Origin of the sequence: Streptosporangium sp. NPDC002721 (assembly GCF_042888905.1) — a bacterium.
Classification (GTDB): domain Bacteria; phylum Actinomycetota; class Actinomycetes; order Streptosporangiales; family Streptosporangiaceae; genus Streptosporangium.
Window position 1 is genome coordinate 45376 of the sequence record NZ_JBIAQI010000030.1, and the last position, 23918, is coordinate 69293.

17 protein-coding genes are annotated in these 23918 nt (G+C 70.9%); 9 read left to right on the forward strand and 8 right to left on the reverse strand.

Going from position 1 to position 23918, the window contains the following annotated elements:
- Nucleotides 1-81 precede the first annotated feature (81 nt).
- Nucleotides 82-1131, reverse strand: coding sequence for a hydroxyacid dehydrogenase (locus tag ACFYWM_RS35820; RefSeq protein WP_389923319.1), 1050 nt, complete (start codon nt 1129-1131; stop codon nt 82-84).
- A gap of 163 nt (nt 1132-1294) precedes the next feature.
- On the opposite strand from ACFYWM_RS35820, the gene ACFYWM_RS35825 reads away from it, so the two are divergent.
- The 5 genes from ACFYWM_RS35825 (at nt 1295) to ACFYWM_RS35845 (ending at nt 7847) form a co-directional block, all read left to right on the forward strand.
- On the forward strand, nt 1295-2662 hold the full coding sequence (locus ACFYWM_RS35825) for an ABC transporter substrate-binding protein (protein WP_389923322.1): 1368 nt from the start codon (nt 1295-1297) through the stop codon (nt 2660-2662).
- Nucleotides 2662-3621, forward strand: a complete 960-nt coding sequence (locus ACFYWM_RS35830) for a carbohydrate ABC transporter permease (RefSeq protein ID WP_389923325.1) — start codon at nt 2662-2664, stop codon at nt 3619-3621. The genes ACFYWM_RS35825 and ACFYWM_RS35830 overlap by 1 nt, the downstream gene beginning before the upstream one ends.
- The gene (locus ACFYWM_RS35835; protein ID WP_389923328.1) at nt 3618-4505 is read left to right on the forward strand and encodes a carbohydrate ABC transporter permease; all 888 of its coding nucleotides are present in this window, start codon (nt 3618-3620) and stop codon (nt 4503-4505) included. The genes ACFYWM_RS35830 and ACFYWM_RS35835 overlap by 4 nt, the downstream gene beginning before the upstream one ends.
- A 94-nt stretch (nt 4506-4599) precedes the next feature.
- Complete coding sequence (locus tag ACFYWM_RS35840) at nt 4600-6531, forward strand: heparinase II/III family protein (protein ID WP_389923331.1); 1932 nt, start codon at nt 4600-4602, stop codon at nt 6529-6531.
- 65 nt (nt 6532-6596) lie between these two features.
- Nucleotides 6597-7847, forward strand: coding sequence for an enolase C-terminal domain-like protein (locus ACFYWM_RS35845; RefSeq protein WP_389923334.1), 1251 nt, complete (start codon nt 6597-6599; stop codon nt 7845-7847).
- An 84-nt stretch (nt 7848-7931) separates the two neighbouring features.
- Here the strand turns inward: ACFYWM_RS35845 and ACFYWM_RS35850 are convergent, their stop codons facing one another.
- Complete coding sequence (locus ACFYWM_RS35850) at nt 7932-8879, reverse strand: helix-turn-helix transcriptional regulator (RefSeq protein WP_389923337.1); 948 nt, start codon at nt 8877-8879, stop codon at nt 7932-7934.
- Nucleotides 8880-9062: 183 nt separating this feature from the next.
- Here ACFYWM_RS35850 and ACFYWM_RS35855 point away from each other — a divergent pair, with 183 nt between their 5' ends.
- Together ACFYWM_RS35855 and ACFYWM_RS35860 are read left to right on the forward strand one after the other, a co-directional pair.
- On the forward strand, nt 9063-10007 hold the full coding sequence (locus ACFYWM_RS35855; protein WP_389923340.1) for an alpha/beta fold hydrolase: 945 nt from the start codon (nt 9063-9065) through the stop codon (nt 10005-10007).
- Between the two features lie 1546 nt (nt 10008-11553).
- On the forward strand, nt 11554-12354 hold the full coding sequence (locus ACFYWM_RS35860; protein ID WP_389923343.1) for a cellulose binding domain-containing protein: 801 nt from the start codon (nt 11554-11556) through the stop codon (nt 12352-12354).
- 301 nt (nt 12355-12655) lie between these two features.
- Here the strand turns inward: ACFYWM_RS35860 and ACFYWM_RS35865 are convergent, their stop codons facing one another.
- From ACFYWM_RS35865 to betA, 6 genes are all read right to left on the reverse strand, one after another.
- Nucleotides 12656-13651, reverse strand: coding sequence for an ABC transporter substrate-binding protein (locus ACFYWM_RS35865; RefSeq protein ID WP_389923346.1), 996 nt, complete (start codon nt 13649-13651; stop codon nt 12656-12658).
- A 50-nt stretch (nt 13652-13701) separates the two neighbouring features.
- Entirely contained in the window at nt 13702-15699 is a 1998-nt protein-coding gene (locus ACFYWM_RS35870; protein WP_389923349.1) for an ABC transporter permease, read from the reverse strand.
- Nucleotides 15696-17027, reverse strand: a complete 1332-nt coding sequence (locus ACFYWM_RS35875) for a glycine betaine/L-proline ABC transporter ATP-binding protein (RefSeq protein ID WP_389923352.1) — start codon at nt 17025-17027, stop codon at nt 15696-15698. Before ACFYWM_RS35875 ends, ACFYWM_RS35870 begins: the two co-directional genes overlap by 4 nt.
- A 40-nt stretch (nt 17028-17067) precedes the next feature.
- Nucleotides 17068-18525 (reverse strand): aldehyde dehydrogenase family protein, encoded by a 1458-nt coding sequence (locus tag ACFYWM_RS35880; RefSeq protein ID WP_389923355.1) that lies wholly within the window; start codon nt 18523-18525, stop codon nt 17068-17070.
- An 85-nt stretch (nt 18526-18610) separates the two neighbouring features.
- Entirely contained in the window at nt 18611-19414 is an 804-nt protein-coding gene (locus ACFYWM_RS35885) for an IclR family transcriptional regulator (RefSeq protein ID WP_389923358.1), read from the reverse strand.
- A gap of 114 nt (nt 19415-19528) precedes the next feature.
- Nucleotides 19529-21169 carry a choline dehydrogenase gene (gene betA, locus ACFYWM_RS35890; RefSeq protein WP_389923361.1) on the reverse strand — a complete coding sequence of 547 codons (1641 nt, stop codon included), beginning with the start codon at nt 21167-21169 and terminating at the stop codon, nt 19529-19531.
- A 149-nt stretch (nt 21170-21318) separates the two neighbouring features.
- Here betA and ACFYWM_RS35895 point away from each other — a divergent pair, with 149 nt between their 5' ends.
- Nucleotides 21319-22119: an IclR family transcriptional regulator gene (locus ACFYWM_RS35895; RefSeq protein ID WP_389923364.1), complete on the forward strand. Its 801-nt coding sequence runs from the start codon at nt 21319-21321 to the stop codon at nt 22117-22119.
- A 287-nt stretch (nt 22120-22406) separates the two neighbouring features.
- Complete coding sequence (locus ACFYWM_RS35900) at nt 22407-23885, forward strand: sensor histidine kinase (protein WP_389923366.1); 1479 nt, start codon at nt 22407-22409, stop codon at nt 23883-23885.
- The last annotated feature ends 33 nt before the right edge of the window (nt 23886-23918 follow it).

Consider the following 23918-nt stretch of genomic DNA (forward strand, 5'->3'; position numbering starts at 1 on the left):
CCGCCCTGTCCCGGCGGATGACCCCGCCGGGACAGGGCGCCCGGCCGTCCAGGCGCTCGGGCGATCTCCGGGAGAAGGCGCTCAGGCGATCTTCGGCAGGTCGGCGCCGTCCACCGCGTGCAGCGGCGCCCGGCCCTCCGCGAAGCACGCCAGCTCGTCCAGCGCCGCGTCCGCCAGCCGGTACGTCTCCGAGCCCAGCGCCCCGGCGATGTGCGGGGTGAGCACGACGTTGGGCAGCGTGTAGAGCGGCGAGCCCGCAGGGAGCGGCTCGGGGTCGGTGACGTCGAGGACGGCGTCCAGCCGCCCCGCGGCGCACTCCTCGGTGAGGGCGGCGGTGTCGACCAGGCCGCCCCTGGCGGTGTTGATCACGACGGCGCCGTCGCGCAGCAGGGCGAGCCGCCGCCGGTCCAGCAGGTGCCGCGTCTCGGGGAGCTGCGGCGCGTGCAGGGTCACCGTGTCGCTGCGCCGCAGCAGGGTGTCGAGGTCCACCAGCGACGCGCCGAGCGCGGCGGCGCTCGCGGCCGAGGCGTGCGGGTCGGCCGCGAGCACGGTGACGTCGAACGGGCGCAGCAGCGCGGCCACCCTGCGGCCCACGTTGGACAGGCCGACGATGCCGACCGTACGCCGGTAGTTGGAGGGGTCGGGCACGGCGTCGCGCCAGGGCTCCCACGTCCCCGGGTTGCGGCGGTAGGCGGCGGCGAACCGGTGCGCCCGCTTGCCCGCCATCAGGATCGCGGCCAGCGTGTACTCCGCGACGGGGATCGCGTTGGCCCGCGCCGCCGACGTCACGACGAGCCCGCGCTCCCAGCAGGCGCCGGTGACGTGCTCCTTCACGGTGCCGGCCGCGTGGAAGACGGCCCGCAGTCGTGGCGCGCCCGCCAGCACCTCCGCCGTGAGCGGGGGGCAGCCCCATCCCGTGATGAGGACCTCCACCTGGGCCAGCCGCTCCCGTACGGCCGCCGAACCCAGCTCCGTCGCCCACAGCGGCGCGCCCGTCCTGGCCAGGCGTGCGAGGCGTTCGCGGCGCGCGTCGTCGAACAACTGCCGATAGGTCTCCCGCGCCATGACGATGAGCGCTTCGGGCCGCTGGGTCACTGCGATGGGCTCCTGCCAGGTCAAGGAACTGAGCACTTGCGACACAAAATATACAACTTAGAAACTTATGTTTCATAGGTCTTGTCTTTTGTGTGATGCCCGACCACTATTGCCAGGACGTAACCGGACGGGCACCCCGGCGTCACACCGATGTCGTCGTCGGTCCCGGGCGGCGCGCTTCCGTTCATGGAGGTCAAGGATGAAATCCCAGTTCCGCAGGTTGAATTCCGGCGCTCTCCTGCTCGCGCTCGCGGTGAGCGCGACGGGCTGCGCCCAGGACGACGCCCCCGAGGCGGGCGGCGCGACCACGATCACCGTCATGGGGATGCCGGCCGCGACCAACGCCAAGGCGCTCAAGCTCTTCAAGGACCAGGTGGCGGCCTTCGAGCAGGCCAACCCGGACATCAAGGTCACCGGCTCCGACCTGCCCTGGGACGTCAAGACGTTCGCCCCCATGCTCGCCGCGGGCAGCGCGCCGACCGTGCTGCGCGTCCCGCTCACCGAACCGGCCGGGCTGATCGAGCGGCGGCAGGTCGCCGACATCACGAAGGAGGCCACGGCCCTCACCGAGTTCGGCGCGCTGAACCCCGACATCATGTCCTACCTGACCAAGGACGGCGTGACGTACGGCCTGCCGGAGAAGGCGTACGCCCTGGGCCTGGCCTACAACCGCTCCCTGTTCACCAGGGCCGGGCTCGACCCGGACAAGCCTCCGGCGACCTGGGACGAGGTGCGCGCGTACGCCAGGCAGATCTCCGAGAAGACGGGTGCGACGGGCTTCGGGGAGATCACCACCAACAACAGCGGCGGATGGCACCTGACGGCCTACACCTACAGCGAGGGCGGGTCGATGATCAAGGAGACGCAGCCCGGGAAGTGGGCCGCGTCCTTCAACGACACCGCGGCCCGCCAGGTCCTCGACCGCTGGCGCGCGATGCGCTGGGAGGACGACTCGATGGGCGGCAACGTGCTGGGCAAGCAGGAGGACCTGATCGCCCAGTTCTCCGCGGGGAAGGTCGGGATGTGGGTCACCTCCCCCTCCGACATCTATCCCGCCTACATCACCAACGGCGGCAAGCCGGAGGACTTCGGCGGCGGGCCCATGCCGCAGGGCGCCGGGTCGGCCACGCTGGTGGGCGGCACGATCCACCTGGTCAACGCCAAGGCCACCCCCGCGCAGCGGGCCGCGGCCGTCAAGTGGATCCGGTTCCGCTACCTGCGGCCGAACTTCGACACCGGGGCCGCGGTCACCAACGCCAAGGCGGCCGCCGCCGACGGCACCCCGGTCGGCGTCCCGGTCCTGCCCATCTTCGACCAGGCCACCGCGGACAAGGTCAGGGAGGCGATCACCCCGCACGCCAACGTACCCGCGGAGAACTTCGCCGGTTACGTGAAGTCGCTGGGCGCCTTCACCTTCACCCCCGAGCCGCAGGTCGCCAGCCAGGAGATATACGCGGCCCTCGACCCGGTCGCCCAGGCGGTCCTCACCCGTAAGGACGCCGACCCGGCCAAGCTCCTGGCCGACGCCGAGGCGCGGGTGAACGCCATCCTCCAGAAGCAGCGGTGATGCCCGTCCTCACCACCGCGCCGCCCCCCGCCGACGCCGCGTCCGCCGCGAGGTCCGGCGGGCGCGGCGCCGGGGGCCGGGCCGGGCGCTCCGACCGCGACCGGCGCGCCCTGGCCGGGCTCGCGTTCCTGCTCCCCGCGCTGCTGTGCTTCGCCTTCTTCGCCTGGTGGCCGATCGGCCGCAGCGTGGTGCTCTCCCTGCAGCAGACCAACCTGGTCGACCCGCCGGTCTGGGTGGGACTGCGCAACTTCGAGATCCTTCTCGCCGACCCGCTGCTGCCGACCGCGCTGCTGAACACCCTCTGGTACACCGTGCTGTCGCTGCTGATCGGGCTGCCGGGGCCGCTCGCGGTGGCCGTGCTCATCTCCGAGCTGCGGCGCCTCGGCGGGCTGGCGCGCGTGCTGGTCTACCTGCCGGTCATCGTGCCGCCCGTGGTGTCGGTCCTGCTGTGGAAGCTGTTCTACGACCCCGACTCCGGCCTGGTCAACGGCCTGCTGGGGCTGGTCGGCCTCGGTCCCTACCCGTGGCTGCAGTCACCGGCCTGGGCGATGCCGAGCCTGGTGATCGAGGCGACCTGGGCGGGCGCGGGCGGGGCCGTGCTGATCTACCTGGCCGCCCTGTCCGGGGTGCCCAGGGAGCTGTACGAGGCCGCCGAGACCGACGGCGCCTCGGTCGCCCGGCGCGTCGTGCACGTGACGCTGCCGCAGCTGCGCGGGGTGATCCTGGTGCTGCTCCTGCTGCAGATCATCGGCTGCCTGCAGGTCTTCACCGAGCCGTACGTCATGACGGACGGCGGGCCGGAGAACGCGACCGTCACCGTGCTGCTGATGATCTACCGCTACGCGTTCCTGTTCGGCGACTACGGCACCGCGACCGCGCTGAGCGTCCTGCTCGCCTGCGTGCTCGCCGTCGTGTCGGCGCTCTACCTGCGACTGACGAGAGGATGGGGAGCCCGATGACGACCTCCTCCCCCGGCCGCGGCGTGCTCTCGCAGGCCGACTGGCGCAAGCCCGCCACCGGCACGGGGTGGCGGATCACCCACGTGCTGCTCCTGGCGGGCCTGCTGCTCGCCGGGCTCGGCCCGCTGCTGTGGACCTTCAAGGCCGCCGTCTCCTCGACCGCCGACCTGCTGGGCGACCCCCTGACGCTGTGGCCGTCGCAGGCCCGGTGGGAGAACTTCACCGACGCCTGGACCACCCTGGAGATCAGGCACTACCTGCTCAACACGGTCGTGCTGGTGGCGGGGTCGTGGCTCACCCAGCTCCTCGTCGCCACCACCGCCGGGTACGCCCTGTCGGTGATCCGGCCCTGGTACGGCCGCTACGTCTACGGCGCGTTCCTCGTCACGCTGTTCGTGCCCGCCACGGTGACGCTCGTCGCGCTCTACCTGACGATCCTCGACCTGCCCGGCCTGAACGTCTCCATCGCCAACACCCCGCTCGCGGTGTGGCTGCCCGCCGGGGCGCACGCGTTCAACATCCTGCTGGCCAAGCAGTTCTTCGACGCGATCCCGCGCGAGCTCTTCGAGGCCGCCCGGGTGGACGGGGCCGGTGCCTGGATCGTCTTCCGCAGGATCGTGCTGCCCATGTCCGCGCCGATCCTGGCCGTCATCTCGCTGTTCGCCGTGATGAACGCCTGGAAGGACTTCCTGTGGCCGCTGATCGCCATCACGGACCCGCGGGCCCAGCCCATCGCGGTGGCACTGCCCCGCCTGGCGCAGGCGGCCGATCCCGCCCTGCTCGTGGCGGGCCTGCTCATCGCGACGATCCCGCCGCTGCTGATCTTCCTGATCTTCCAGCGGCACATCGTGCGCGGGATCGGCTTCACCGGGCTGAAGGGATGACCGCGTGGCTCCCCCCGAAACGGGCCGTCCACCGGAGAGTGTCGATCGCGTTGCCTCCACCGGAATGGACCACCCACCGGAGAGCGTCGACCCCGTGAGCCCTGTCGAGGCCGACCGGCCACTGGAGGCCGTTCACCCGCCAAGGGGCGACCGGCCGCTGGAGGCGGTCCTCTCACCTCGCGAGCTCGCCGCCCACCTGCCGGAACCCGGCGCGTGGCGCCCCTTCCCCGTCCTGGGAGACCCCGCCTGGGAACGGATCGAGCCGGCCACCCGGCGGAGCCTGGTCGAGCAGGCCCGGCGCGCGGCCGCCGTCCCCTGGCCGCCCCTGCCCGCGAGCCTGTTCTCCGGCTACGCCCGGACGGGCGACCGCGTCGGCTTCGAGCGGCCGTACTTCGAACGGCGGCGCAGGCTCGCGGCCGCGGTGCTCGCCGCCGGGGTGACCGGGGAGGAGCGGTGGCTGGACGAGGTGCGCGACGGCGTCTGGCTGCTGTGCGAGGAGAGCACCTGGTGCCTGCCCGCGCACGAGGAGTTCGCCCGCGAGGACGGGGGCGAGCTGCCCGACCCGCGACGGCCCTTCGTCGACCTGTTCGCCGCCGAGACCGCCGCCCTGCTCGCCTGGACCGACCTGGTGGCGGGCCCCGCGCTGGACGCGCCCTCCGCCGTGGTGCGCCGCAGGCTTCGCGAGGAGGTGCGCCACCGGCTCCTCACCCCCTACCTCGCCCGTCACTGGCACTGGTACGACGACCGGGTCAGGCCGGTCAACAACTGGAACCCGTGGATCCACTCCAACATCCTCACCTGCGCGCTCCTGCTGTCCGGGAGCCGGGAGGCGATGCTGGAGACCGTCGTGCGGGCGGTTCGCGGGCTGGACGGCTTCGTCGCCGGGTACGGGCCCGACGGCGGGTGCGAGGAGGGCGTGTCGTACTGGTGGCGGGCCGGGGCGTGCCTGGCCGAGAGCCTGCAGACGCTGCGCTCGGCGAGCGGTGGCCGGCTCGACGCGTTCGCCGTCCCCGTCGTCCGGGAGATGGTCGCCTACCTGCACCGGATGCACATCGGCGGCGACTGGTACGTCAACTTCGCCGACGGCAGGGCGCACCTGCCCGACCAGACGGCGCTGGACATCCCCCACCGGGCCGGACTGCTCACCGGCGACGGCGACGTCGTCGCGCACGCCCGCGCGACGCGCCGGACCGGGCCGCCGCTCGTCCACCACGAGGTCGGCCTCGGCCGCACGCTGGCCGGGCTGTTCGACACCGGGTGGCGTGACGCGCCCCCGGCCGAGGCCCCGTACGTCGAACACGCCTGGCTGCCGTCGGTGCAGGTGATGGTCGCGCGCGAGCGGCGCGGGTCGCCCGGCGGGCTGTTCCTCGCCGCCAAGGGCGGCCACAACGCGGAGAGCCACAACCACAACGACGTCGGGTCGTTCGTCGTCGCGCTGGACGGCCGTCCGGTGCTGGTCGACGCGGGGGTGGGCGAGTACACCGCGCGGACGTTCGGCCCCGGCCGGTACGGCATCTGGACCATGCGGAGCTCGTACCACAACCTCCCCGAGATCGACGGCGTCATGCAGGCCGCGGGCCCGGAGCACCGCGCCCGCGACGTCTCCTGCGCGCTCACCGCCGACCGGGCCGAACTCTCCCTCGACCTCGCCCCCGCCTGGCCCGAACAGGCCGGGGTCCGCGAGTGGCGCCGCACCCTGCGGCTCGAACGGGGCGACGACCCCGAGGTGACCGTCGAGGACCGCTGGGAGCTGCGGCGCTCCCCGTCGAGGCTGGCCCTGTGCCTGATGGCGCACGGCGAGGTCGGCACCTCGCCCGGACTGGTGTCCGTCATGGGACGGTCGCGCCCGCTGCTCGTCCACTACGACCCGGAGGCGTTCACCGCCGACGTCGAGCGCCTGCCGCTCGACGACCCCAAGCTGTCCGCTGTGTGGGGCGACCACCTGCACCGGATCGTCCTCCGCGCCACGACGCCCCGCGCGTCGGGAACCGCCCGCCTGGTCATGAAACCCGGAGCCGCCCCGTGACCCCCGTCCCGAACCTCCCGAGCGGCCCAAGGACCCCGAGCGGCCCGAGCCCTCTGGGCGTCCCCATGCCCGAGACGCAGAGCCCCTGGCCCGCCCGCGACGGCCTGCGCATCACCTCGGTGCGGCCCGTCGTCACCGCCCCCGGCGGCGTGCCCCTCGTGGTGGTGCGCGTGGACACCTCGGAACCGGGGCTGTACGGGCTGGGCTGCGCGACGTTCACCCAGCGCTTCCACGCGGTGGCGAGCGCCGTCGAACACCATCTCGCGCCCATGCTGATCGGCCGGCACCCGGCCGACATCAAGGACATCTTCCGCATGCTGCACTTCTCGTCGTACTGGCGGGACGGGCCGGTCGGCAACAACGCCATCTCCGGCGTCGACATGGCGCTGTGGGACATCGCGGGCAGGCGGGCGGGCATGCCGGTGTACGAGCTGCTCGGCGGGCGGGTCCGCACGGCCGCCCCGGTGTACCTGCACGCGGGCGGCGCCACGATCCCGGAGACCCTCGACCGGGCCCGGGCCATCATGGAGACGGGCGTCACGCACGTGCGGCTGCAGACGGCGCAGCCCGGGTTCGGCTCCTACGGCACGCCCCGCGCGGGAGGCGGGTACCCCGGCGCGCCCCATCCCGACGGGTGGGACGTCCAGCACTACCTGCGCACCACGCCGGAGCTGTTCCGCCGGGCCAGGGCGGAGCTGGGCGAGGAGGTGGAGCTGCTGCACGACGTCCACTCCCGGCTCACGCCCAAGCAGGCCGTGACGCTGGCGCGGGCGCTGGAGCCGTACCGGCTGTTCTTCCTGGAGGACGTGGTCGCGCCCGAGTTCTTCGACCGGCTGCCGGAGATCCGCGCCGCGTCCCCGGTGCCCGTCGCCGCCGGTGAGCTGCTCACCTCGGCCACCGAGGCCGCGCGGCTGGTCATGGGCGGCGGGGTGGACCTGCTGCGGCTGCACGTGTCGGCGATCGGCGGCCTCACCCCGGCGAGCGCCCTGGTGGCCCTGTGCGAGTTCACCGGGGTACGCACCGCCTGGCACTCCCCCGCCGACGTCTCCCCCGTCGGCATGGCGGCCAACATCGCCCTCGACGTGACCACCCCGGCCTTCGGGATCCAGGAGGGCCACGTGTACGCCGACGCCGTCCACGACGTGTTCCCCGGAACACCGGTGATCCGCCGGGGCCATCTGTACCCGTCGGACGCGCCGGGCTGGGGCATCGAGCTCGACGAGGTCCAGGCGGCGAAGTACCCGCCCTCGACGCACGCGCACGAACGATGGGCCGCCCGGGTCCGCAGGCCCGACGGGGGGCTCGAACCCCCCTGACCCGAGGCGCGGCGGCTGTGACATCTGTTCTCCCGTGCCTCTCGAGCTCGCGGGCGAACCGGTCGGCAAGCGCTCGGGCCGGTCTCAGCCATATCGCTCGACGAGCGCCTTGCCGATCGAGGCCAGGTGGTCTCGCACACCCGGGGGGCCGGTCACCTCGAGCCATTCGACCAGCCCGGCGAGCTCGCCGGCGAGCGCGTACTCGTTGTAACCGCGGATCACGACCTCGATACGGCCGTCGGTCGTGGAACCTCCCACCTCGAGCCGGCCGCCGAGCACCATCCGGAGCAGGCCCATCCCGTGGGGCGCGCATACCGCCCGGATCTCGAGGGGCGTTCGCCTGCGGTCGACCTCGTCGGCGATCTCGCGCCAGCTCTCGGCGAGGTCGAAGTCCTCGGGCCGGTGCACGGGATCGCCGGTCGGGTCGGCGGACGACACGCGGTCGATCCGGAAGGTCCGCCGGCCGGTCTCGGTGTCGGAGACGAGGTACCACGACGAACCCTTGGAAACGATGCCCAGCGGGTGGACGGTTCTCTCGGTCTCGGCGCCCTTGCTGTCGACGTAGCCGAGCCGCACCTGGACGCCGCGGATCACCGCGTCCTGGAGTTCGTCGAGGAAGCGAGGTGGTCGGTGCTCGACCCGACTCGACCCCCATCGTCGCGGGTCCACGACCAACGACGACGCCGCAGCCTCGGCCTGCACCCGGAAGGGCTCCGGCAGGGCATGGACGAGCTTGCGCAGAGCCGCTTTCACGGCCGGCGTCGCGGCCGACGCCTGGCCGGCGACCAGGAACAGGGCGCGGGCCTCACTCGCGGTCAACCCGGACAGGTCGGTGCGGGCGCCGCCCACGAGGCGCCAGCCGCCGCCTCGGCCCTGCGTGGAGTACACGGGCACCCCGGCCATGGCCAGGGCGTCGAGGTCGCGGCGGGCGGTGCGCTCGGAGACCTCCAGCTCTCGGGAGACCTCCGCCGCTGTCACCTGCTCGCGCCGTTGCAGCAAGAGGAGGATGGCCACCAGCCGGTCGGTTCGCACGCCGACAACCTCTCACATGAAACCGGTCATGAGGTGACCGGTTTCGGTCGGCAAGATGGTGACACGACCTCACCGGCGAGGCCGACCGCGAGCGAACGCCCCTCGGCTTGTCAGGGGTGCGCCGACGCTGTCTTCGGGCACGTTCGCTCCCTGATCACCCCGAAAAAATAAAGAGGAAATACGATGTTTGATCCAACCGATTTTCCCGAGCCCACCCTTGTTTCCGTCAACGGTGTGGAACTCGAAGTCTTCGAAGCCGGGCGGCAGAATGCGGGAAAACCCATTGTGCTCTGTCACGGCTGGCCGGAGCATGCCTTTTCCTGGCGCCACCAGATGCCCGCCCTCGCCGCGGCGGGCCATCACGTCATCGTCCCGAACCAGCGGGGTTACGGCAACTCATCCCGTCCGGCCGAGGTAACTGACTACGACATCGAACACCTGTCGGGTGATCTCATCGCACTTCTCGATCACTACGGGTACGAAGACGCCACCTTTGTCGGTCACGACTGGGGGGCGATGGTCGTCTGGGGACTGACCCTGCTGCATCCGAACCGGGTGAACAAAGTGATCAACCTGAGCCTGCCCTACCAGGAGCGCGGGGAAAAGCCCTGGATCGAGTTCATGGAAGACGTGCTTGGCGGCGACTTCTATTTCGTCCACTTCAATCGGCAGCCAGGCGTCGCGGACGCCGTGTTCGAGGAGAACACATCTCAGTTCCTTCGCAACCTGTACCGGAAGAACGAGCCTCCCAGAGAGCCTCGGCCGGGTATGTCGTTGATCGACCTCGCCAGAGCGGAGACACCACTCGGTGAGCCCCTGATGAGCGACGGCGAACTGGCCGTTTTCATCTCCGCCTTCGAATCGACGGGGTTCACGGGCAGTGTGAACTGGTACAGAAACCTTGACCGCAACTGGCACCTGCTGGCGGACGTGAACCCGATCGTCCAACAGCCCACACTCATGATCTACGGCGACCGGGATGTGATCCAGAAGTTCGAAAGACTGACAGATTTCGTACCCGATGCGGAAGTGGTCAGCCTGGACTGCGGTCATTGGATCCAGCAAGAAAAGCCCGAAGAAACCAACCAGGCGATTCTGAAGTGGCTGGACCAGCGGGACGCCACCTAGCGCGTGTTCCATGAGTGCTGTGGGCCGGTCGCCCGACGGCCGTGACCAACCGGCCCACAGGCATGTGCCGGTCATGGATGAACAGTGAGGTCTCCGGCGGAGCGTTCATCCGGCGAACCCTCCAACTCGACAGTGGCCGTCAGGTCCAAGAGCCCCTTCCCTGGCCGATCAATGAGGCACGGGCGATCTGGACGGCCCCGCTCTCCGGAAGTTCCCGTTAGAACGGGTATGGCGACGTGGGATCTGGAGGGATCCATATCGCCGTGTTTTCAGCAGACGGCACATCAAGCCGGAAAAATCAGAGTCTGCGGACCCAGGAAATAGAAACCGAACGACGGCATGACCGTCCGCCAGATCATTCCGCTGTTAATGATCCGTCTTCGAAGGCTGCGCGATGAGAACGGCCCATTTGGCACCAGGTGGCGCCTCTACTTTGATGCGGCGATTTTCCACCCTATTGGGAATCGTGCTGGTTCGTATGTCGCCGGGACCGGTCGAACATCGTCGAGGGAACTGGCCTCCTCCGACTCGTATCATCATCGTCCCATCCGCGCCGACGCAGTCGGTGGCGAGCCGGAAAGACGTTCCTACCTCTATGTCCGCGCTCCAGGTGGAGACCAGCCCCTGCTCTTCCACATGGTGCAGTAGAACCTTGGTCTTGACGCCTTGCGAAATGTCGACGAGGGTCTGGGACGCACCTGACATCGTCGTCCTGGTGGCACGCTTTGCCTCAGGCACGTTACCGCCGCTGGGAGTGCAACCGACCAGGAATGCCGTAGCCGCAATAACTGTGACAAGTATGCGCACTTCACACCTTTCGGAGATCAGGACGCGCTTAGATTATTGGAGCGACGCCGCAAACACCACCGGTCCTGCCTGACCTTCCCGTCTGCCTCGTCCCACCCCGGAGAGGCGACAACTCAGAGACGGCCGGAATGTCGATCATCCCGGAGCCGAAGTGCCCCCGCCGGAGGCATCTTTCCTACGATCCGTGGTTGCAGCCGCACCACCACCGACCATCATGCCGACTCCGGCAAGAACGAGAAGGGCGGTTTTGATCAGTTCCACTCAGGCAACGGAAGCGGGGGCAGCGATGACAGCGGTGCCACTGGTGCTCCAGTTGATCACCAGAGGATCAAAAAGACCATGAACAAGCCGGCTCGGAACACGGTGGTCACGAAGACGATCTATCGGAAGCAGATCCGGCCCCCGCCACTCCTTCGTCCGGTTGACGCAGCGCTCGGCGGTATCGCGTTCCTGGTGCAGCGCCACATCGTGCGGGCAGCACGGGTGCGGTTTCGGGTGAATCTTTCATCCGGCTCCGCCTTGCCGTCCCCACCTGGACAGCGGGCGCGAGGGCGGCGTTTCCCGAGGTCTCGAAGGTTCTTTCCCAAGCCTCACACCGACTCGGGGAGGCGATGACCGTACGGGCGACAACGGTGTCTGTACATCCTCCGAGAACCGTCCGAACCTGGAACCGCCGGCGCGAACGGGCGGCGGCCAACAGGGTGGCTCAACGGGGCGGCTCACGGGAGGATGATCATTCGTGGGACTTGGTAAGGGCTTGTCACGGAACAGGGTTCTGACGTCGGCCGCGGCCACCGCGCTGCTCGCGGCCGGGGCCGTCATGGGCGGCACGGCCACCTCCGCCGAGGCGGCGGCCGGTTGCGCTGTGACCTATACCTCGCACAGCTGGGGCACCTCGTCGGGCGGCTTCACCGCCTTCATCGACATCACCAACACCGGAGACCCGATCTCGGGCTGGGCGCTGACGTTCACGTTCCCGAGCACCCAGCGGATCACCAGTGGCTTCAGCGCGCAGTGGAGCCAGAGCGGCCGGCAGGTCACCGCCAGAAATCCCGCGTGGGGCGGGTCGATCGGCTCCGGAGGGACCTTCGGCATCGGCTTCAACGGAACCTGGACCGGCAGCAACCCGCCGCCGACGGACTTCGCCCTCAACGGCGTGCCGTGCACGGTCAAGGTGGTGCCGAGTCCCACCCCATCACCCAGCCCCTCGCCTTCCCCCCCGAGGCTGCGGATCCTCCTCTCCCCCACCAGGATCACGGTGCCCGAGGGCGGCACGGCCGGCGTCCAGGTACGGCTCAGCCAGCAGCCCCCGGGCAACGTCATCGTGGGCACCGCGCGGGTCTCCGGCGACACGGACCTGTCCGCCGGACCACCGCTGACCTTCACCCCGGACAACTGGGACGTCCCTCAACCTCTCACCGTGACGGCGGCCGAGGACGACGACGCGGTGAACGGCCCGGCGACGTTCGACTCCCGCAGCAGCCAGATCACCGGCAGCAGCGCCTTCCTGTGGAACGCCGTCGAGCAGGACAACGACTAAGGGCTGTCCTGGGTTCAGATCGTGAGGTTGTGCCGCGCGGTACCGTCCGGCACTGCCGTCCGCTGTCGTTTCCGCTTACTCCCGGCCAAGCCGCCGACAGCCCACATCGCCGGGCTCCACATACGCGGCGCCATCCTGTGGATCCGAAGCCTCGACCCCGCCCAAAGATCCGAACTCGGAACAGGCCCTGGTCACCCGGTTGGTCACTCACGCCCCGTTCCGAAGATCAGGAACGGGGCGGTTGGCTGGTGAGAACCACTGGATTCGAACCGGTGACATCTCGCTTGTGAGGCGAGCTCGCTCAGGAGGTGGGAAGCCAGGCCTTCACCTTGTCGGGGTTGTCGGCGACCCACTTCTCCGCGGCCTCCTCGGCCGTCATCTTGTCCTCGGAGATGTACTTGGCCACGAGATTCTGGTCCTCGTTCGTCCAGGTGAAGTTCTTGACCAGGTCGTACGCCGGGCTGCCGGAGTCGGCGAACTTCTTGCTCACGATCTTGTCGAGGTCGTAGAGCGGGTAGTCGCAGGCCACCTTCTCGGCGTCGGCGTCGCAGCCCTCGGTGTACTCGGGCAGCTTGATTTTGACGAGCTTGACCTCCGACAGGAACCACTGCGGCTCGTAGAAGTAGCCGAGCATCGGGGTCTTCTGCTTCTCGGCCTGCCGGAAGCCGGTGATGAGCGCCGCCTCGCTGCCCGCGTAGACGACCTTGTAGTCGAGCTTCAGGTTCTTCACCAGGGCCGCGTCGTTGGTCACGAAGGAGGGGTCGCCGTCGAGCAGCTGCCCCTTGCCGCCCGACTCGGAGGTCTTGAACAGGTCGGCGTACTTGTTGAGGTTCTTCCAGTCGGTGATGTCGGGGTACTTCTCGGCCATCCACGGCGGCACGTACCAGCCGATGACGCCCTTGTTGCCCGTCGGGCCCGCCGAGACGGCGACCTTCTGGTCGTCGATGTACTTCTTCTTCAGGTCGTCGTGGGCCCAGTTCTCCACGATGGCGTCGACCTCGCCGGTGGCGAAGCCCTGCCAGGCGACCTCCTCCTTGAGGTCCTTCTTCGTGACCGAGCAGCCCAGATCCTTCTCGGCCACGTGGGCGATGACCGCCGCGGTCGCCTCGTACCCGACCCACGGGTTGATGGCGATGTTGACCGCGCCGCAGGCCTTCTTCCCGTCCGCGCCCGAGGCGGCCGGGGCGGCCCCGCCGTCGCTCTCGCCGACCTTCGCCCCGCCGCACGCGGAGACGAGGAGGCCGGTCGCGACCAGCAGCGCCACCGCCCGCGGTCGCCCGATCCTCGAAACTGTCACCAGGTCCTCCTGTATTGGGTGCCGTGTTCGGTTCCGCTTCTCTGTGCCGCTCAGCGGGCGCCGTGCGCCTCGGCGTCGGCCCGCCGCGCCGCCGTTCTGGTGATGCGCTCCAGCATGATCCCGAGTACGACGATCGCCACGCCCGCGGCGAGCCCCTTGCCGCGCAGCTGCAGCTGGGAGAAGCCCGCCACCACGTCGTAGCCGAGCGCGCCCGCGCCGACCAGGCCGCCGACGACGACCATGGCGAGTACGTAGACGAGCCCCTGGCTCGCGGCGAGGGTGAGCGCGCTGCGCGCCATCGGCAGCTGCACCTTCGTGATGAGCTGCCAGGTGCTGGAACCCGCGGCCGTGGCGGCCTCCACCGCGCTCGGCGCCACGCCGCGGATGCCGTCCGCGGTGAGCTTCACCGCCACCGGGGCGGCGTAGACGACCGCGGCGATGATGGCGGTGATCCGGGTCGCGCCGAACAGGCCGAGGATCGGCACCAGGTAGACGAACGGCGGCATGGTCTGCCCGGCGTCGAGGACGGGCCGCACCAGCTGGTCGACGCGGTCGCTGCGTCCCATCCAGACGCCGAGCACCACCCCGAGGATCATCACCAGTACGGTGGCCACCAGTGTCGAGGCGAGCGTGACCATGCTGTCCTGCCACAGGCCGAGCGCGACGAGCAGGGCGACGCACGCCGCCGTGACGAGCACGACCCTGACGTTCGCCAGGATCGCGGCGAACGCGACGAGCACGGCGCCCACCAGCCACCATGGCGAGCCGGTGAGCAGCGCCTCGAACGGGTTGAGCAGGCCGTAGGAGACGGCGTTCCTGAACGCGCCGGTGTAGACGGCGAGGTTGTCCTGCGCCCACAGTGTTGCCGCGTCGACCCCCTGGCGGACGTAGCGCCCCACGTTCGCCTCGCTCGGGAACTCCGCGGCCCACACGTAGACGTGGGAGAGGTAGACCAGCGCGCCGGTGACCGCGAGGACCGCGCCGATCTCCGCGCGGCGGCGGCCGGGTCCGCGCGGGCGTCCGGCCCGGTGCCGGGCCTCGACGCGGCGCCCGGCGGCGGAGGTGACCCGGTCGAGCACGATGGCCATCACGACGATGGCCAGTCCCGCGTTGAAGGCGCTGCCGACGTCGAGGGTCTCCAGCGCCTTGACGACGGTCTTGCCCAGGCCGGGGGCGTCGATCAGCGCGGCGATGGTGACCATGCACAACGCGGCCATGATGGTCTGGTTGACGCCGACGACGATGGTCCGCTTGGCCAGCGGGAGCCGTACCTTCCTCAGCGACTGCCAGGCGGTCGAGCCCAGGGAGGTGCTCGCCTCCAGGGTCGCGGGCCGCACCTCGCGGATGCCGTGCGCGGTGATGCGGATCGCGGGCGGGACGGCGTAGATGACGGTCGCCACGGTGGCGCTCGCGGGGCCGATGAGGAAGAACAGGGTGAGCGGCGCGAGGTAGACGAACGTCGGCATCGTCTGCATGAAGTCGAGCAGCGGGGTGACCAGGCGGTTGAACCGGTCGTTCACCCCGGCCCAGATACCGAGCGGGATGCCGATCAGCAGCGAGAGCACGACGGCGGCCAGGGTGAGGGCGAGGGTGTCCATGCTCTCCTGCCACAGGCCCAGCAGGCCGAAGGAGGCGAAGCCGGCCGCGGTCAGCAGGGCGACCCGCACGTTGCCCCACAGCAGCGCGACCGCCGTGGCGACGGCGACCACGCCCAGCCAGCCGACGACCGGCAGCGGCCGCCCGAAGGACGGCTGGCTGATCAGCGCCTGGACGAACGTGACGGACTCGTCGAGGAAGAGCCGGATGTAGTTGACGAAGTACAGGAAGAACGGGTTCTCGTTCCTGCTGTTGTCGATGACCTCACTGGCCTCGTTGACGCTCACGTGCAGCGGGGTCAGTTCCGCGCCGCCGAGCTGGAGGGTGTCGCGGCCCTGGACGAACACCCAGATCAGCACCCAGGCCGCGACGACGGCGGCGAGCAGGTAACGGCGGGGCCAGGCGGGCAGGCGCCGCAGGCCACCGGCCGGCGTGGCCTGGGTGGCCGTCACCCCTGCCCCCCGGACCTACCGGACCCGGCGGACCCATCGAACCCGGCGGGCTTGCCGGAATCGCCGGGCTCACCGGGCCCGCCGGGCTCGCCCCGGTCGCCGGGGGGCGCGTCCGGAGACGGCTCGGCGGCCCCACCGGGGGTCCTCTCCGCGGACGGTTCGGCGGGCTCGCCGGAGACCTCGTCCGAAGACGGCTCACCGGAGACCTCGTCCGGAGAGGATCGCTCGGCGGCCTTGCCGGAAGCTCCGGCCGGGGAGGGTTCGGCGAGCACGCCGAGGACCTCCTCGGCCGTCACGACCCCCAGCAGCTCGCCGCCCTCGACGACCTTCACCGGGCGCGCCGCGCGCAGGACCGTGTGCACGACGTCGCGTACGACGACGTCCGGGCCGACCTCGGGGCCGTCCAGCGGCTCGTCGGGCCGGGGCGGGCGCATGATCCAGCGGGTGGTGAGCACGTTCGAGCGGGGCACGTCGCTGACGAACTCGCGCACGTAGTCGTCCACCGGCGCCCCGACGACCTCGTCCGGCGTGCCCGTCTGGACGAGCTCGCCGTCGCGCATGATGAGGATGCGGTCGCCGAGCTTGAGCGCCTCGCTCAGGTCGTGCGTGATGAAGATCATCGTCTTGCCGACCTCGCGGTGCAGGCGGATGACCTCGTTCTGCATGTCCCGCCTGATCAGCGGGTCGAGCGCGGAGAACGGCTCGTCGAAGAAGAGCACGTCGGGGTCGACCGCGAGGGCCCTGGCCAGCCCGACGCGCTGCTGCATGCCGCCGGACAGCTGGTCGGGGTAGGAGTCCTCCGAACCGGAGAGGCCGACGAGCTCGACCATCTCCCTGGCCCGCTCGTAGCGGGCCTCCTTCCGCATGCCGCGGATCTCCAGCCCGTAGGCCACGTTGTCCAGGACCCGCCGGTGCGGCAGCAGCCCGAAGTTCTGGAAGACCATGGCGAAGCGGTGGCGGCGCAGCTCGCGCAGCCGCCTGTCGCCCGCCTTGCGGATGTCCTCGCCGTCGAACAGGACCTCTCCGGCCGTCGGTTCGACGAGCCGCGTCAGGCAGCGTACGAGGGTGGACTTGCCCGAGCCCGACAGGCCCATGACGACGAAGACCTCCTGGGGCCGCACGGTGAAGGAGACGTCGCGGACGGCGGTGACGCAGCCCGTCCTCGCCCTCAGCTCGCTCCGCGAGAGTTCCGCGAGCGGGGTCCCGACGACCCGGTCCGGACGCGGGCCGAAGACCTTCCAGAGACCTCGCACGTCGAGGACGGCCCGGTCCTCGTTCCGCGCGGCGGCTCCGGGCCGCGCCTGCTGGGTCGGTGACGTCATGGTCATGACCACCTCACGGGTCGTCTGGGGACGGGGGGGTCGTCCGTCAGCTGCGGAACCACCGCTGCGGGCGGGGGCGGACGTTCTGCCACACGTGCTTGGTCTCCCGGTACTCGGCCAGGCCCGCCGGGCCCAGCTCGCGGCCGATGCCCGACCGCTTGAACCCGCCCCACTCCGCCTGGGGGACGTAGGGGTGGTAGTCGTTGATCCAGACCGTGCCGTGCCGGAGCCGCCCGGCGACCCGCTGGGCCTTGCCCGCGTCCCGCGTCCACACCGCCCCGGCCAGGCCGTAGTCGGTGTCGTTGCCGAGGCGGACCGCCTCGTCCTCGTCGCCGAAGCGCTCGACGGTGAGGACGGGGCCGAAGGACTCCTCACGGACCACCCGCATGCCCCGGTGGCACTCGTCCAGGACGGTCGGCGGGTAGAAGTGGCCCTCGCCGGGGAGTCTCTCCCCGCCGCAGCGCAGCACCGCGCCCTCCGCGACGCCGGACGCGACGTACGCCTCGACCCTGGCCAGGTGCGCGGCGGAGATGAGCGGGCCGGTCTCGGCCTCGGGGTCGAAGGGGCCGCCGAGGCGGATGCGGGCGGCGCGGCGTACGAGCTCGTCGACGAAGGTGTCGTGCAGGGAGTCCTCGACCAGCAGGCGGGCACCGGCCGAGCAGACCTGCCCGGAGTGCAGGAAGACGGCGGTGAGGGCGAAGTCGAGGGCGGTCTCCACGTCGGCGTCGGCGAAGACGATGTTGGGGTTCTTGCCGCCGAGCTCCAGCGCCACCCTCTTCACCGTGGCCGCGGCCGACGCCATGATCGTACGGCCGGTCGCCAGGCCGCCGGTGAAGGACACCATGTCCACGTCGGGGTGCTCGGCCAGCGGGGCTCCGGCCTCGGCGCCCGCCCCGAGGACGAGGTTGCCGACGCCCGGGGGCAGCCCGGCCTCCTCCAGCAGGCGCATGAACAGGATCGCGGTGGACGGGGTGAGCTCGCTTGGCTTGAGGACGAAGGTGTTCCCCGCGACCAGCGCGGGGGCGACCTTCCAGGAGGCCTGCAGCAGCGGGTAGTTCCACGGGGTGATGAGGCCGCAGACCCCGACCGGTTCGTGGACGACGCGGCTGATCGCGTCGTCGCGGCCGGTGTCGACCACCCGGCCCGCGTCGGTCCCGGCGACGCCGCCGAAGTAGCGCAGGCAGGCCACCACGTCGGCGACGTCGTACTCGCTCTCGACGAGCCGCTTGCCGGTGTCGAGCGACTCGGCCCTGGCCACGTCCTTGACGTCCCGTTCGAGCAGGTCGGCCACCCTCAGCAGCAGCGCGCCGCGCTCGCGCTCGGGGGTGGCGGCCCAGGTGCCCTCGTCGAACGCCGCGCGGGCCTCGGCGATCGCGATCTCGGTGTCGGCCCGGGTGGCCTCCGACACGGTCGCCACGAGGCCGCCGTCGGCCGGTGACCGGATCTCCCGGTGGCCGCCCGCGACGGGATCCCTCCAGGTGCCACCGAGGTAGAGATCTGCCACGAACGGCCGCCCTTCCGGTTAACGCACGACTCGTTGCGTATGACGCATCGAAATGCTTAACGAGGAACAGAATCGACCTGATCGCTCACGCAGTCAAGGCTTTGCCACCCTCATTGGCGTGCCAGCCCAGTCGTGAGGAGACCTCGCCCGCCGCGGCCATCACCTGCTCGGCCACCGCGGGGAGCCGCTCGGGAGGGAGCCGGAAGGTCGGCCCGGACACGCTCATCGAGGCGACGACAGCGCCCTCGACGTTGAAGATCGGCGCCGCCACCGCGGTCAGGCCGATCTCCAGCTCGTCGGCGGCGGTGGCGTACCCGCGCCTCCTGACGGTGTCGAGCTCCTCGCGCAGCAGCCCGGCGTCGGTGACGGTCAGGTCGGTGAACGGGCGCAGCGGCCCGGCGGCCAGGTGCTCGAACCGCTCCCTCGGGGCGTGGGCCAGCAGCACCTTGCCGTTGGACGTCGCGTGCAGCGCCACCCGCCGCCCCGCCCAGTTGTGGGCCTGCAGGGCCGAGGGGCCCGCCATCTGGTCGACGTACAGGGCCTCGTCGCGATCGAGGATGGCCACGTTGACGGTCTCGCCGACCGCCGCCGCGAGCCGCTCGCCGGTGGCGCGGCTCTCGCGGACGACGTCGAGCCTCACGGTCGCGGCGCCCGCGAGCCGGACGATCCCCACCCCCAGGCGGTACTTCCCCCGGTCGGCGGTCTGCTCGACGAGCTCGTGCAGCTCCAGCGTCATGACGAGGCGGAACGCCGTGGAGCGGTGGACCCCCAGCTCCGCGGCGATCTCGCTGACGCCCAGGTCGCCGTGGCGGGCGAGCAGCCGCAGGACGGACAGCGCGCGGTCGACGGACTGCACCGCAGCGCCATCTCTCTCCAGCTCGTTGCTCATGACACAACTTTAGGCGGGTGACGCACGACCCCGGTCGCCGGAGCCGTCGCCCCCTGGGCCGGGCATGCCCACCGACGAGGGCGCCGTGGCCGCCGCGGTGGCGGCAGAAGCGGGTCAGCGGGGAGAGCCGTCGCGGTGGCGGTAGAAGCCGGTGTGCTCGGCGGCGAGCGGGGTGTTGCCCAGGATGAGGTCGGCCGCCTTCTCCGCCACCATCATGACCGGCGCGTAGATGTTGCCGTTGGTCACGTACGGCATCACCGAGGCGTCCACCACGCGCAGCCCGTCGAGGCCGTGGACCCGCATGGACAGCGGGTCGACCACGGACATGGGATCGACGCCCATCCGCGCGGTGCACGAGGGGTGCAGCGCGGTCTCGCCGTCCCTGGCCACCCAGTCGAGGATCTCCTCGTCGGTCTCGACCCCGGGGCCCGGTGACAGCTCCCCCGCGTTGAACGCGTCCATCGCGGGCTGGTTCAGGATGTCGCGGGCGATCCTGACGGCCTCCACCCACTCGCGCCGGTCCTGGGCGGTGGACAGGTAGTTGAAGCGCAGCGCCGGGTGGACCCGGGGGTCGGTGCTCGTGATCTTCACCGAGCCGCGCGAGTCGGAGTACATCGGCCCGATGTGCACCTGGTAGCCGTGCCCGCCCACGGGCGCCGAGCCGTCGTAGCGGACCGCGATGGGCAGGAAGTGGAACATCAGGTTGGGGTAGTCGACGTCGTCGTTGCTCCGGGCGAAGCCGCCCGCCTCGAAGTGGTTGGTCGCGCCGGGGCCGCTGCGCAGGAACAGCCACCGCGCGCCGATCAGCGGCCGGTTGCGCCACCTCATCGCGGGCTGCACCGACACCGGCTCCTTGCAGCCGTACTGGATGTAGACCTCCAGGTGGTCCTGGAGGTTCTCGCCGACGCCCGGCAGGTCGTGCACGACGTCGACGCCGAGGGCGTCCAGCTCGGCGGCGTTTCCCACCCCGGAGAGCTGGAGCAGCTGCGGGGTGTTGATCGCGCCGCCGCACAGGATCACCTCGCCCGCGTGGACCGTCCGGCCGTCGTACTCGACGCCGACGGCACGCCTGCCCTCGAAGAGGATGCCGGTGACGTGCGCCCGCGTCCTGACCTCCAGGTTGGGGCGGTTCATGACCGGATGCAGGTAGGCGCGGGCGGCCGACAGCCTGCGGCCCCTGCTGATGTTGCGGTCGAAGCGGGCGAAGCCCTCCTGGCGGTAGCCGTTGACGTCGTCGGTCAGCGGGTACCCGGCCTGCCGCACCGCCTCGAAGAAGGCGCCGAACAGCGGGTTGCGCACCGGCCCGCGCTCCAGCACCAGGGGACCGCCCCGCCCGCGCCAGGGGTCGGCGGGGTCGGCGGCCACGCAGTTCTCCATGCGCTTGAAGTACGGCAGGCAGTGGGCGAAGTCCCAGGTCCCCATGCCCTCGTCGGCGCCCCAGCGCTCGTAGTCCATCGGGTTGCCGCGCTGGAAGATCATCCCGTTGATGCTGCTGGAGCCGCCGAGCACCTTGCCCCTGGCGTGGTAGATCCGGCGGCCGTTCATGTGCGGCTCGGGCTCGGACTCGTACTTCCAGTCGTAGAAACGGCTCCCGATGGGGAAGGGCAGCGCGGCCGGCATGTGGATGAAGACGTCCCACGGGTAGTCCGGGCGGCCCGCCTCCAGCACCAGCACCCGGTTGGCGGGGTCGGCGGACAGCCGGTTCGCGAGGGCGCTTCCCGCCGAGCCGCCCCCGACGATGACAAAGTCGTACATGTCTGCCTCGCCTAGTTCAGCTCGTTCGGCTCGTTCAACCAGGAGGTAATGATCAAAATTGTAGCGAATGGCGCAATAAGCTGCACCATTCGCAACGATGATTGTCGGCCGAAATGGCATTCGTTGCTTCCAGCACCTACAGTCCCGACATGGGCAACGATCCCCTCGGCGGCCGTACCGCCGACAGCAGTGGCGGAGTCCAGTCCGTCGACCGGGCCATCACGATCCTGGAGATCCTCTCCGAGCGCCGCGAGGCCGGGGTGAGCGAGATCGCCCAGGAGATATCGGTCCACAAGTCGACGGCGTTCCGGCTGCTGGGCGCGCTGGAGTCGCGCGGGCTGGTCGAGCAGGCCGAGGAGCGGGGGAAGTACCGCCTCAGCTTCGGGATCATCCGCCTGGCGGGCGGGGTGGCCTCCCGGCTCGACCTCACCCAGCAGAGCCGCCCCGTCTGCCGCCGCCTCGCCGAGGAGGTCGGCGAGACGGTCAACATCGCCGTGCTGCGCTCCCACTACGCGGTCAACCTGGACCAGGTACGCGGCCCGGCGGCGGTCACCACGCACAACTGGGTCGGGGAGCTCACCCCGCTGCACGCCACCTCCAGCGGCAAGGTCCTGCTCGCCCACCTCGACGACCTGCACCGCACCCGGCTGCTCACGGCCGGGGGCCTGAAGGCGTACACCCCGAACACGATCACCTCCGCCGACGCGCTGGACGGCCAGCTTCGCCAGGCCCGCGAGCGGGGGTACGCCGTCACCGTCGAGGAGTACGAGATCGGCCTGAACGCCGTCGCCGCCCCCATCCGCTCCCACGACGGCGAGATCGTCGCGGCGGTCAGCGCGTCCGGCCCGGCCTACCGGTTCAGCGAGGAGCGGCTGCACGAGCTGGCGCCGGTCATGATCGCCGGAGCCCTGGACATCAGCCACCGCCTGGGCCACACCGAACGATCCTGACCCACCGGGCCGGCCCCCGTCTCCCACGGACTCGTTCCGTCAGACCGGCTGCCGCCCCGGGGAGACGACCGCCGCCCCGGGAACACCACGGGCCCGAACCGCGACACGACGGGACCGTGGCCCCCCACACGAGGGCGCGCGGCAAAAAGCACCTTTGAGCTGCGGTAATACAATGGTCTGCTTTTGGTATTGATATGGGCTGTTCGTGCCGAGGCTGCTTGCCCGGCGGCTACCTTCGATGGTGACCCGACCTCGACTTTCGCACGTTCAGAGGAAGAAGAGCCGCCGTGGCAAGTAGATGCGGAGCGTTCCGTCCGTACTCGCTTCGCGCACGCACCACGCTGGGAATCGCCGCCCTGGCCCTGGTCTTCCTCACCGCGATCGGCGCCGGCATCAACTTCCTGGTGTTCAACCGGGTCCAGGCCCAGATCTTCGACGAGGCGGAGAGGGTCGCCGTCAACTGGGGCGGGTCCCTCCGGCCCGGCGGCACGCCACAGCCGGCCCCGAAGGGGGACATCGACCTCCTCCAGCTCGTCGACTCCCGCGGCAGGGTGGTGGCGGCCAGTCCCGCGGCGGCGGGCAGGCCGGCCCTGAGCACGGTGAGGCCCCCCGCCGACGACCGGATCCAGGACTTCACGGAGTGCTCCGGCCGGGACGAGTGCGTCATGCTGGCCGCCTTCAGGGTCTTCCAGCCGGAGACCTCCGGGACCCGGCCCGATGAGCCCCTCTTCGTCTACGCCGGGGTGACACAGCCGCCCATCCTGACCGGCTACCGCCTGCAGCTCCTCACCGCCGCCGGAGTCCTGCTGGGCGTGGCCCTCACCGCCTGGGTGAACTGGCGGCTGGCGGGCAAGCACCTGCGCCCGGTGGGGGTGATCCGCGAGCACCTGTCCGACATCACGGTGAGCGACCTGAGCCTTCGCGTGCCCCAGCCGTCCGGCTGCGGCGAGCACGCGCTGCTCGTCCACACCATCAACCAGACCCTGGCCAGGCTGGAGGAGGCGGTGAAACTGCAACGCCGGTTCGCCGCCACCACCTCCCACGAGCTCAAGACCCCGCTCACCGGCCTGCGCACCCAGCTGGAGGAGGCGATGCTCTACCCCCACGACGTCGACCCCCGCGAGACCATCCGGGAGGCGTTGTCGGCCACCGGACGGCTGGAGGCGATCGTCGACGACCTGCTGGTGCTGGCCCGTCTCCGCTCCGGCACCCCGGTGGCGCACGAGCCGATCGACCTCGGCGCGCTGGTCGCCCAGGAGGCGGCGGCCCGGACGGGCGGCGTGCCGGTGCACGTCCACGCCGGCCGCGACGTGCACGTCAGGGGCAACCGGATTCAGCTGATCCGGGTCCTGAACAACCTCCTGGCCAACGCCCGGCGACACGCCCGCACCGTGATCGAGGTCACCGCCGAGCACGTGGACGGCCAGGCCGTGGTCACGGTGACCGACGACGGGGACGGCATCGCGCCGCAGGACCGCGAACGGGTCTTCGAACGCTTCGTCCGCCTGGACGACGGGCGGCGCCGTGAACCCGGGGGCAGCGGGCTCGGCCTGGCCATCTCCCGCGACATCGCCCACGCCCATCAGGGAACCCTGCTCATCGAGGACACCCCGCGAGGCGCGCGGTTCGCCCTGCGCCTGCCGCTGCACCGGGAGGCGGCCGTACGGGCTGACCCGCCGCCGGATCCCGGGGACACGGGGGACCCGAGGGACTCCGGCGCCCCCCGCGACGCCGGCCGCCGCCTGGGCCACGCCGAACGGATCTGAGCGTCACCGCCTTTATCCGTGGCACCCCGGCCG

Excerpts from the sequence above, each read along its gene's own strand:
- ACFYWM_RS35825 (WP_389923322.1), top strand. The coding sequence starts at position 1,295 with ATGAAATCCCAGTTCCGCAGGTTGAATTCCGGCGCTCTCCTGCTCGCG.
- ACFYWM_RS35830 (WP_389923325.1), top strand. The coding sequence starts at position 2,662 with ATGCCCGTCCTCACCACCGCGCCGCCCCCCGCCGACGCCGCGTCCGCC.
- ACFYWM_RS35835 (WP_389923328.1), top strand. The coding sequence starts at position 3,618 with ATGACGACCTCCTCCCCCGGCCGCGGCGTGCTCTCGCAGGCCGACTGG.
- ACFYWM_RS35845 (WP_389923334.1), top strand. The coding sequence starts at position 6,597 with ATGCCCGAGACGCAGAGCCCCTGGCCCGCCCGCGACGGCCTGCGCATC.
- ACFYWM_RS35855 (WP_389923340.1), top strand. The coding sequence starts at position 9,063 with ATGTTTGATCCAACCGATTTTCCCGAGCCCACCCTTGTTTCCGTCAAC.
- ACFYWM_RS35875 (WP_389923352.1), bottom strand. The coding sequence starts at position 17,027 with ATGACCATGACGTCACCGACCCAGCAGGCGCGGCCCGGAGCCGCCGCG.
- ACFYWM_RS35885 (WP_389923358.1), bottom strand. The coding sequence starts at position 19,414 with ATGAGCAACGAGCTGGAGAGAGATGGCGCTGCGGTGCAGTCCGTCGAC.
- betA (WP_389923361.1), bottom strand. The coding sequence starts at position 21,169 with ATGTACGACTTTGTCATCGTCGGGGGCGGCTCGGCGGGAAGCGCCCTC.
- ACFYWM_RS35895 (WP_389923364.1), top strand. The coding sequence starts at position 21,319 with ATGGGCAACGATCCCCTCGGCGGCCGTACCGCCGACAGCAGTGGCGGA.